Genomic DNA, 11,383 nt, shown 5'->3' on the forward strand with positions numbered 1-11,383 from the left:
TTTCCCAAACCAAATAAAAAGACCGCCTCTCCGATCAGGAGGGCGGTCTTTTTGATTCGGATTTAGTCGATCACCATGATGCCTTTGATCTTCTTTTCCTTGGATTCGCGCATGAACTTGATGCCTTCTTCAATGTCATCAAGCGAAAAACGGTGTGTGATCAACGAATCCAGCTTGACACGGCCGTTTGCGAGCGCGGCGAATACATTATCCCATACGAGCGGCGCCAGCCACGAGAACTTGATGTTCCTGTCGTTATAGATCGCGTCAAGGGCAGGGATCTGGAGCACGGCATCCGCCTTGGAAGGCAGACCGAAGTATACGATCGTGGAGCACGGCGCCGTTACCTCCAGCGCCTGCTGCCATGCGCTCATCGCGCCTGTGGGCAAAATCGCCTTGTCGGCGAGGCGGCCGTTGTTGATGGCGCGGATGCTCTCTCCCAGATCTGCCGTATAATACTTCGAATCCTGATCAAGCGTATTGAACGCGTGCAGCGCACCCAACTCCAATGCTTTTTCGAGGTTATAGTCCACCACGTCGACCGCGATCACCTGGCCTGCGCCGTTCATGTGCGCGAGCTGCACATCGATGAGGCCGATCGTGCCGCAGCCGAATACAATTGCCGTATCGCCCTGCTGGATGTCAAGCTTTTTGATGCCGTAGCTTGCGCACGCCATAGGCTCTGCAAGCGCGCCCATCTCAAGCGACATACCTTCCGGAATCTTGTAAACGTTGGTCGCCGCGGATTTTACATATTCCGCGAATGCGCCGTTCTCACCCACGCCGTATACCTTGACGTTGTCGCACTCGTTGTAGTGCCCGTGCAGGCACGGCTTGCAGGCAAAGCACGGAGCAACCGGGTTCACGACGACCTCGTCGCCCTTCTTAAGCCCCATAGAAGCGCCGATCTCACCCGGGTCTTCCACGATGCCCGCTGTCTCGTGACCTAGAATAAGCGGCCCTTTGCCATCCGGCGTTGTAAGCGGGCTTCCACCGTAATAATACTCGAGATCCGAACCGCAGATGCCTACCGCTTTTACCTTCACAAGTACTTCGTTCGCGGCAATTTCAGGAATGTCTACTTCCTCCATTTGCATCTTAAAAGGTTCATAAAATACACTGGCTTTCATTTTACTCATCATTTCCACCTTTCCTTTGCTTAAATTTACTTTTGAAATGCTTAGCCTATAATTGTTTTGAATTTACTGACCTGGTCTTCCCGGTTGCCTGTGCTGAATATGGCAGACCCTACGATGAACCAGTTTGTTCCAAGGTTTTTCAGCTTGTGTGCGCGTTCCAGGTTCACCGAACCGTCTACGCCTATGGGGATGGCCCGCCCCTGTGCTATAAGAAATTCCTTTAGCTCGCTTATTTTTTGATAGACCCCCTCTTCAAACGTCTGGTTTCCAAACCCCGGCTCTACGCCCATCATGATGATGTAGTCGGCGTAATCCACCAGGTGCTTCAAATTTTCCCACGGATCCGCCGGATTGAGCGCGATCCCTGCCAGCATCCCCCTTGCATGTATCTCCTTTAAAAGGCGAATAGGGTTGTTTGTCGTACCCAGTTGGAACACCAGCGCGTCCGTTCCCGCATTGTGGAACATTTCGACATAGTTTTCCGGGTTGTGGAGCTCTAAATGCGCTTCCACCCTTGTACCCGGAATGCTTTTGATATCTGCGACTGCCTTGGGACCGAACGCAATATTTTTGACATACACGCCGTCCATGACGTCCACATGGACAAAATCGGCGCCTGCCGCTTTCACTGCTTCCACGTTTTCACCAAGGGACATGATGTTACAATCCAGTTTCTATGCAGACAATATTGACCAAGATGTCCTCTCCTTTCGCTTTTGTCCGGTTACCGCTGCTGCGTCACCTCCCGTTCTACGAGGATCGCAGTTTCTTCGTCCGTAACCAGCGTATCTATATATCCGCCGCGCAGCGCGGCTGTAATTGGTTCCACCTTATGCCGTCCTCCGGCAATGGCAATCACATTGCCAATCTTCCTTAAGTCCTCCAGCTCTATGCCGATGACCCTGTTGTTGTATTCGATGTCCGCCAGCTTTCCTTCCATATCTATATGCCGTCCGCATATATGGCATTTGATGCCCTGGCTCCACAGCTGCTCCGACTCGTTTTTGGTGATGTAGTTGGAGTGCACCATCGTACTGGCGTCCCCATAATTGCTGCCAATGCCGATCACCGCGATATCCAAGTTTTTCGTCATTTCAAAATGCCGTTTGATATCGTCTTCCTGCATCAGCATATCGCGCACCTGCCTGCTCTTTAAGGTAAGCGGCGAATGCAGCATCTTGGCGCTGCCGCCGAGCTTGTCGGCAAAGCTTAAGATCAGCTGTACACCGTACATATAAGAATCGTCCCACGCCGTGCCGCCCATCAGCTGCACCACGTCCACGTTCGCGCGTACGATGGGCGCGAAGTGAAAGATCGTCTGGTAAACGCTCTGCCCCCACGATACACCGACCTTCATGTTGTCCTTTAGCTGCTTTTCGATGTGGCGCGCCGCCGATACGCCGATGTTCGAAAGGTTGATGTTCGGGTCGTGGTTGGATGGCACGACGATCATTTGCTTCAGCGCAAACATATCCTTCAGCTTTTCACTGATCTCGATCGATTTCAGCGACGCGTCGTTGATCCTGATGTCCACAATGTCCATCTCCCGCGACAGTCGCAGCAGGCGGGACACATTGGAACGCGAAATCTCGAGGACGTCCGCGATTCCCTGCTGGGACATATTGTCGTAATAATACATCTTGGCGATGCGCACCATAAGCCTGCGCTGCGCGATCGATTTTTGCGCTTTTACCATAACATTGATATACTCTGTATCCATAGCTTTTTTGCACCTTTGACATTCAATAGTAATTTCTGCACAAATTCCACAAAAATTCTACCTTTTAATATATTACAATCAAATGTGCATTGTCAAGCTATGCATCCATCCCTTCATCAGTTCATAGCCTTCTACATATTTATCATAGAAAAACCTGTATTCCCCGTGCGCCTGCGCATCCGGCTCAACCGTCCGTTCGATGGTCACCATGCTGCCTGCCGCCGTAGCGATATCGCTGTATACGCCCGCCGCCACCGCGCCCAGTATGGCAGAGCCGAGGCACGGCCCCTCCGTCACCTTAGGGACATGGATGGGCAGGTTGCATACGTCTGCATGGATCTTAAGCCACAGCTCGCTTTTTACCGCGCCGCCAGAGATGTAGATGCCGTCCGGCTTTGTGCCGCCCTTGCGGAACGTTTCCATAATGAGCTCCGTCCCATAGCAGATAGATTCCAAAATTGCCCGGTACAGATGGTACGGCGTGTGCTTTAAAGATAGGCCATAGAACATACCGCGCACGTCCGGATCGGCATACGGCGTACGGTTGCCCTGAAAATAATCGAAAGCAAGCAGGCCTTCCGCCCCAATGGGCAGCTTTGCCGCTTCTTCATTTAGCAGGTCGTAAACGCTTCTTCCCTGCTCCTGCGCCTCACGGGCAATGTCCCCGCAGTAATTTGTTTTGAACCAGTTGACGATCGCACCCGTGGAGGTTTGCCCGCCTTCGATCAACTGCAGGCCGGGTATGACCGCGTCCGGATAGGAACCCCACATGCCTGCCGCATGCATCTCTTTGTCTATCAGGCCAAGGTGCAGGTGTGACGTGCCTGTGATCATTGCGATGCTGCCCGGCGCTACTACATTGAGTCCGAGCATACCCACAAACGCATCCGCACCGCCTTCGCCGACAGGGATGCCTTCGCGAAGCCCCAGCTGCTGCGCCGCTTCCTTTTTGAGGCCGCCGACATTGACCCCCATATCGAGCACTGTCTGCGGGAATTTATGAAGTACGTCCTCGAGGCCGATCTCCTCGTAAAAGGATGTTGGCCACCCGCCGTCCTCGCGGTTATAGTACCAGCGGGTAGATATGGTATCGATGCTTGCCGTAAGCTCGCCTGTCAATTGGTACATCAGCCAGTCGATACACTCAAAAACGTGTTCGGCCTGATGGTAGAGCTCCGGCTCGTTTTCTTTGAGCCACAGTGCCTTTGCCGGCATGGATTCCGCCGAAGCGTTGCCATAACCGTTGTACTTGAGCGCGTCGTGGCCTGTTGCCGTCATCTTTTTTGCCTGCGCCGACGCACGCATATCCATCCACATGATAGCCGGCGCTAAAACGTTCATCTGTTTGTCCGCCACAAGTACGGTACAGCAGGTGGTGTCCACGCTCATGCCGATAATGTCGTCCGGCGTTATGCCGCTTTTTTCCACCACGTCTTTGACTGCGGTACCAATCGCGCTCCACCACTCGTCCGCTTTTTGCTCTGCCCAGCCGGATTTAGGCGTATACAGGGGATAGGACGCATCCGCAAAGGCCATGGGCTGGCCTTGTAAATCGAACAATCCGACCTTGACGCTGCTTGTCCCCATATCGATTCCGAGTACACATTCCCTCTTACGCATCATTCCTCCGGCACATCAGCCGCCCACACAGGCATTGATGCCCGCAGCGACCATGCGGTCTTTCATCTGTTCTACGATCTTTTTGTCCATATCCTTGAACGCGCCCAATGTATATTCATAGTCTAGCGAATCGTACTTGTACTTTCCAAGCTGGTGGAAGGGCAGCAGGTCTACATCCTTGATATCCAGCTCCTTTGCCCACTCGATCAGCTTGCCGATGTGTTCGTCGCTGTCGTTTAGGGTCGGGATGATCGGGCAGCGCATCTTGACATATTTCCCGTTCTCGCGCAGCTTGCGTAAATTCTCTTTGATGACGCTGAGCGGCACGTTGGAGATCGTCTGAAACTGCTCGTCATTGGTAAACTTGACGTCCATCAGTATTTCATCCACATACTGTGCCACCTGCCACAGCGTTTCAAACGGAACCGCGCCCGCCGTTTCCATCGCAACGTCGATATACCTTCTGCGCGCGGCCTGCGCCAACTCGCTTGCAAACACGGGCTGCATACACGGTTCCCCGCCGGAAATGGTCATGCCTCCGCCGGAGTTTTTATAATACGCGCTGTCTTTTTCTATTTCTTTGATGACTTCCGCGACGCTCATCTCTTTGCCGTAAAGCTCCCGCGCGGAATTGGGGCACATCTCCACACATTTGCCGCACAGCGTGCATTTCTGCTTATCGATGACAATGCTGCCGTCTTCTTCCTGTGTGATCGCGTCCTGCGGACACAACGAGACGCAGCAATAACCGCACCCGTTGCAAAGATTGTTATGTATCACCAATTGCGGCGTACAGATTTGGGATTCGGGGTTGCAACACCATGAGCACCAAAGGTTGCAACCCTTCAAAAATACATTTGTCCGAATCCCTTCACCATCATTGATGTGATAGTGTTCTACATTAAACACATTGCCTTTTGTTTCCTGTTCTATCTTGTCACTCCAAAACATGTGCATACCTCTGACCCAAATTCTTTTTGTTACGACTCCTTGTATATCCACAGGACTGTCGATTTGAACGCCGAGCCTGCTCTCAAGTTCACAAAGGCATCGGCGTCAAACCGTACATTCCTGCTCTCATATTACCATCGTTGTTCTGAATCAAACCGCGTGCTCCGTACGCTCGATGATGTCGTCCTGCAACGCCTTATCGAGCGGCGTGAACAGCGCGCTGTAGCCCGCGACGCGCACCATCAGGTCTTTGTATTCGGACGGGTTGTCCTGTGCCGCCTTGAGCGTGTCGGCCGATACACAGTTGATCTGTACGTGCATCCCCTTGTAGTCGCTGAAGTAGGTACGTACTACGTCCACCAGCTTTTTGAGGTTGGGGCCGGGCTCCAAGGACGCGGGCATGACCTTCACGTTCAGCAGCTGTCCGCCGGACACGAGGATCGTCGGCAGCTTGCCTACCGATTTTAGCGACGACGTGATGCCGTTCGTATCTGTCCCGTGCATGGGCGAAGATGTATCTGCAAGCGCGTCTCCCGCCTGCCTGCCGTCGGGCGTTGCGCCCACAAACGAGCCAAACGGTACGTTTGAGGAAACCGAGCTTGTAGACGGCTGCCATGTGCCGCCGATCGGCCCGCGGCCATATCTCGTCGTGTGGTATTTCGCCGTTTCTTCGCAGATAAAGCGGAAATAATCCACCATGATATCGTCCACATAGTCGTCGTCATTGCCGTATTTGGGCGCATCCAGCATCATTTTACGGATTTCCGCGCCTGTCGGCGTGGTCGTCATATCTTCATAATTTGTTTCAAGCGCATGCATCAGCTGCTGCGTCGTGATCTTTTTGTCGTCAAACACGACCTTCTTCACTGCCGCCAGCGAGTTGCCAACGTTTGCGACGCCCACATAAAGCGGCCCGCAATAATCGTAGATCGCGCCGCCCGCCTTCATGACCTTGCCGCGTTCGATGCAGTCGTGCACCAGCGAGGATACATACGGGTCGGCAATGCCGAGCTCCGTGCATTCGTCGATGATATTGTCCGTCACGACCTGTTGCTTGAAGTAGTATCTTGCCTGTGTTTTAAACGCTTCGTATAGCTCCTCATAGCTGTTGAAATCAGCAAGGCTGCCCGCTCCTTCACACATGCAGATATCCGTATTCGGGTCTTTGCCGTTGTAAAGCGCCAGCTCCATCACCTTTCCAAGGTTGATGAACCCTGCGCCGTTGGGACGGCCTGTCTGTTTGCCTTCAACGATCGCTTCCACGCAGCCCACGATGGAATAATTGACCGCATCCTCCCACGGGATACCGCGGTTCACGAGAGCTGGGATGTAGACCTCGTCGCTGTACATCGCCGGTTGCCCGCCGCCGATGCGCACTACGTCAAACGACGCATACAGCAAGCGGTCATTGATCCTGTTGTGGTAACGCAGGGAGATGGACGGCGTATTGAGCGCGATCGCAGCCTGTGCGTTGAGTATCAAAAACGATACTTCGTTGGCGCTGTCTTTGCCGTTTCTATCCTGCCCGCCTACCGTGAAGTTCTGGAACAGCTGGTAGCCGCTGAACGCTTTTGTGTTGTCCCAGCAGGTGATTTTTTGCAGCTGGAACATTTTTAAGAATACGCATTCGATGATCTCGAGCGCATCGTCGTATTCGATATTGCCCGACTCGATGTCTTTGCGGTAAATGTCGATCATCGTCTGGTCGTACCGCCCGAACGAAATGGAATGTCCGTTGTTCTCGATCTGCATCGTCAGGTTGATAAACCACAGCGACTGCGCCGCTTCGTGGAAGTCCCTCGCCGGGTTTTCCGGTACGTTCTGGCATACCTCCGCGATTTTCATCAGCTCTTTTTTGCGCTGAGCGTCTTTTTCCGTCTTTGCCATTTCCACCGCCAGCTGTGCATAGCGGTGTGCAAAACTGATCACAGCCTCACAGGTGATCACGACCGATTCCAAAAACGGTTTCTGCTCGATCGCTTCCGGCTCGGATAGGTCAAGCTCCGCTAGGCGCGTTTGCGCACGTGTGATTACGTCTTTCAAACCCTTTTCAGCCACGCTTTTCAGGTCTACCGTCAGATGCCCGTCGCCGCCGATCATCAGCCAGTAAGAATCGGTAACGCCGATCTTTTTGCCGATATCCGTCTCCTTGGGGAGCATTGCCCGGCAGCGCGATTCGTGGTCGTTCCCGTGCCAGAAGCTGTGGATGTCCCGCAATACCTTTTCGTCTTCTTCGTTGATCAAATAACGGTCGCCCGGGCGTTCCTCCGGCCGTACCGGATTGCCGTCAAGCTCCTCAATCACCCAGTCCATGCCGAACTCCGCAAAAATGGGCGCACATCTCAGCTTTGTACCCAGACTTCCTACGATCAGTTCGCCGGGCAGTATGCTGATCTTCATATTTTCTAGGATATGCTTGAATGCCAATGCACGCTTCAATACCACCGGCTCGGATTTGTGCTCCTTGTATGCCTGTGTCAACAGCCTTGCCCGGTCAGAGCATATCTGCGGCGTCGCATCGATCAGCATATCGCGCAAATCGTTGATCCTTTTGCTGCGGACAACAGGCCGTCCCAAAAAATCATGCTTGGTCTTTGCCTGATCCTGTTCGTAATAATACTTCATGATCCATTCCTCCTGTAAATTGTTCCTGTCATAAACCGTCGCTAAGGCTTCTGCTATGCCTTACTTTCATATGTAATTGCACAATGAGAGTCTGTTTTGCAAATTATTTAACACGTGTAACCAAGTGGTAAAAGCATTTTCCTGTCTTTACGCCTATCATATCACCAAACACGCATTATGTCAATTACTCTTTTTTATTGTTTTATTGTCATATGACAATTTATTTACCGTGCCTTCTGTCATATATTCACGGGTTCAGTCGCCCATCGACCATTTGGGAAGGTTTACAGGCATCGTTTTCGGGCGCTTACACGTGCTCTTCATTTCGTAATACGTCCCGGAGTTGGCTGAATCATAAAATCCGTGCATCATCTCCAGCACATGATAGGCCATATCGCCGTTCGCGCGAAAATCCCCGCCTTTGCGGATCGCGCGCGCCATGTCCGAAAGCCCAAGGCCGCGGCTGTTTTCCATGTAATCAAAGCACGGTGGGATAACTGACCATGGCGTCGCTTCATCAAGGCGCGGCAACGGTACGGGTGTGTCGACCCAGTCAGAAGCGTCCTTCCTGCGCAGCTTTGTCTCTCCGTGGAAGATGTCCGGCCCCGCGAGCGGGTCGGGGTCTGTCTGGCTCATCGTGCCTTCCGTGCCATATACTTCAAAGCGCGGCAGGTTATTGTCCCACATATCAAAGCTCATGATCATAGTCGCGATCGCACCGTTTTCAAATTCGATCGTACCGCTGACGTGCGTGGGCACTTCTACATCGATGACCTTGCCCGCAAGCGGCTGGCTGGTGATCGTCCGCTGCTTATATGTCGTTGCCGCCACACCGCTGATGCGTTTTGCAGGCCCCAAAAGCGCGACCAGTGCCGTCAGATAATAAGGCCCCATGTCAAAAAGCGGGCCCGCCCCTTCCTTATAATAGAACTCTGGGCTCGGATGCCATGTTTCGTGTCCGTATGTCGTCATAAATGCTGTAGCCGCGATCGGCTTGCCGATCCAGCCGTCATCGAGGAGTTTGCTCATCGTCTGCAGGCGTCCGCCGAGAAACGTATCAGGCGCGCAGCCCACGAGCAGACCGTTTTTCTTGGCTGTCGCAAGGATCTCCTGCCCTTGCTCGCGCGTGATAGCAAGCGGTTTTTCGCTGTACACATGCTTACCGGCCTGCAAAGCCCTCATATCCACCTCGTGGTGGGCGGCAGGGATCGTCAGGTTTAGGATGACCTCCACATCCGGGTCTTCCATGATCTCATCAACGCTCATTGCCTTGCAATTGTATTGCTGTGCGCGCTCCTTTGCCCGGTCGAGCATAAGGTCTGCGCACGCATATACCTCGATGTTTTCAAATTTGGCAATGTTTTCAAAATAGATGTCGGCAATATTACCGCATCCCACTACGCCAACTTTTACTGTTTCCATATTGTTTTCTCCTTTATATATAATGATGGATTTTTGTCAAACATTCGGTTTCTATTTATCCGCCGGGTTTGCATGGTGCAAAAAATACAGGGCTGCACATTTTCTCGTTGCTCCCGCAGGTCGGTTATTATTCCTGTCAAATGTGATTTTTTGTAAAGATCATATCGATTTGAACCGGTTCCGCCGCCGCAAAGGGCGGCGGGCCGGTACATACACGATCAAAAGCTTTCCGCTGCGCGGTCAGTACCGCTTAAGTGGATTGTCTTCTTTCATGTTAATCCTAAGTAATAAAACAGTTTCTTCAAATGATGGTCTTGCTTTACCTACTGCTGTTTGATGCTGAAATATTCTTCCATGTTTTCCTTCGTTACGAGCTCGAACGGGATCCATGTTTCTTTTTCTACCTGTTCGCCATTTACGAGGGCAAGCGCTACGTCTACGGATTTGAAGCCCTGTCCATAGCCATCCTGGAATACATCTGCCGCCAGTCTGCCGTCAGCCAGATATTCTTTTGCATCCGCAACGAGATCAATGCCTGTTACCTGGATCTTGCCTGTGAGGCCTGCGTTCTCGATTGCGTTGCACGCGCCGATCGCCATTTCGTCGTTCTGGGCAAATACGCCGACCAGCTCTTCACCGTATTTCTGGATCCAGTTTTCCATAATCGTCATTGCTTCGTCACGCGACCAGTTGCCGATGTCTTCTACAACCAGCTCGATGTCCGGATATTTTTCTTCCAGCAGTTTCTTTGCCGCATCGCCGCGGATAACTTCGGAAGACTGTCCCGCGATGCCGCGGAGCATGCCGATCTTGCCTTTGCCGCCGATCGCGTCAGCAAGCGCCGTTACTGCGAGGTCAGCGGACTGTGTATCGTCCGAGCCAACAAATGCGTCGGGCTGAATGTCGCCTTCAAGCGTTGTGCACACGCCAACGACCGGAATGCCTGCCGCATTACATTTTTCAACGACCGGAACGCTCGCCTGCGCGTCGACCGGTGTTACGATAACTGCGTCAACGCCCTGGCTGATCAGGGATTCGCACTGCGAAATCTGCTTTGAGGGATCGCCGTCCGCGTCATTTACGATCAGCTTGATGCCAAGCTCGTCACATCTGTCCTGAATGCCCTGTACAATGTGCAGCATGAATTCTGTCGTTTCCGTCTGTACAAGATACCCGAACGTCATTTCGCTGGGATCTTTTCCTGCTGCTGCCGAAGCGCATTCAACCGCATCCGTCGCTTCCGCACTTGCGGATTCGGACGGAGCTTCTGCGCTCTGCGATGCTGCCGGAGCCGGTGCACAGCCCACGAAAGCTGTTGCAACAAGTACGAGTGCCAGTACTACTACCAATACTTTTTTCATGTTTTCCTCCTAAATACCCTTTGTTTTTTATTACTTATTCATTAACACCACGGGACGGGCGCCCCGCAACTTTATAAACCTTAAAATATCGTATCTTATTTTTTGTCCGCACGGTCCAGAAGCACCGCCGCGATGATGATCGCGCCGCTGACGACCTTCTGCCAGTAAGAGGACACGCCCAGCAGGTCGAGGCCGTTGTTGAGAACGCCGATGATGAACGCGCCGACGATCGTGCCCCACATTTTACCGATACCGCCCGAGAGCGCCGTGCCGCCGATGACGACAGCAGAGATCGCCTGCAACTCATACCCTTCACCGATGTTCGGCTGTCCGACAACGATCCTTGCCGATTGCAGGAATCCCGCAAGGCCACAGATCAGGCCGGAGATCATGTATACGAACATCTTGATGTTGGAAGCCGGGATACCGGATGCGCGCGCCGCTTCTTCATTGCCGCCCACCGCGTATACGTAGCGTCCGAATTTTGTTTTTGTAAGAACGAACATCGCGATGATCGCCACTACGATCATGACAATGACCAGATA

Annotated in this window: 9 protein-coding genes; all 9 read right to left on the bottom strand. The window is 52.7% G+C overall.

The genetic code is table 11. The annotated features are described in order from the left end of the window. Nucleotides 1–62 precede the first annotated feature (62 nt). Nucleotides 63–1,142, bottom strand: a complete 1,080-nt coding sequence (locus tag VB081_RS07805; RefSeq protein WP_323400260.1) for a zinc-dependent alcohol dehydrogenase — start codon at nt 1,140–1,142, stop codon at nt 63–65. Between the two features lie 38 nt (nt 1,143–1,180). Then, nucleotides 1,181–1,795, bottom strand: coding sequence for a ribulose-phosphate 3-epimerase (locus VB081_RS07810; protein WP_323400261.1), 615 nt, complete (start codon nt 1,793–1,795; stop codon nt 1,181–1,183). Nucleotides 1,796–1,863: 68 nt separating this feature from the next. Next, on the bottom strand, nt 1,864–2,859 hold the full coding sequence (locus VB081_RS07815) for a sugar-binding transcriptional regulator (RefSeq protein WP_323400262.1): 996 nt from the start codon (nt 2,857–2,859) through the stop codon (nt 1,864–1,866). 78 nt (nt 2,860–2,937) lie between these two features. After that, nucleotides 2,938–4,482, bottom strand: a complete 1,545-nt coding sequence (locus tag VB081_RS07820) for an FGGY-family carbohydrate kinase (RefSeq protein ID WP_323400263.1) — start codon at nt 4,480–4,482, stop codon at nt 2,938–2,940. A gap of 12 nt (nt 4,483–4,494) precedes the next feature. Beyond that, entirely contained in the window at nt 4,495–5,430 is a 936-nt protein-coding gene (locus VB081_RS07825) for a glycyl-radical enzyme activating protein (protein ID WP_323400264.1), read from the bottom strand. Between the two features lie 150 nt (nt 5,431–5,580). After that, the gene (locus VB081_RS07830; protein WP_323400265.1) at nt 5,581–8,055 is read right to left on the bottom strand and encodes a glycyl radical protein; all 2,475 of its coding nucleotides are present in this window, start codon (nt 8,053–8,055) and stop codon (nt 5,581–5,583) included. A 255-nt stretch (nt 8,056–8,310) separates the two neighbouring features. Beyond that, nucleotides 8,311–9,477 carry a Gfo/Idh/MocA family protein gene (locus VB081_RS07835; RefSeq protein ID WP_323400266.1) on the bottom strand — a complete coding sequence of 389 codons (1,167 nt, stop codon included), beginning with the start codon at nt 9,475–9,477 and terminating at the stop codon, nt 8,311–8,313. Nucleotides 9,478–9,800: 323 nt separating this feature from the next. Beyond that, nucleotides 9,801–10,838 (bottom strand): substrate-binding domain-containing protein, encoded by a 1,038-nt coding sequence (locus tag VB081_RS07840; protein ID WP_323400267.1) that lies wholly within the window; start codon nt 10,836–10,838, stop codon nt 9,801–9,803. 95 nt (nt 10,839–10,933) lie between these two features. After that, nucleotides 10,934–11,383: ABC transporter permease (locus VB081_RS07845; RefSeq protein ID WP_323400268.1), on the bottom strand; the 450-nt coding region annotated here is incomplete at its 5' end.

Source organism: Christensenella sp. (assembly GCF_034927525.1).
In the GTDB taxonomy this organism is placed as follows: domain Bacteria; phylum Bacillota; class Clostridia; order Christensenellales; family Christensenellaceae; genus Christensenella.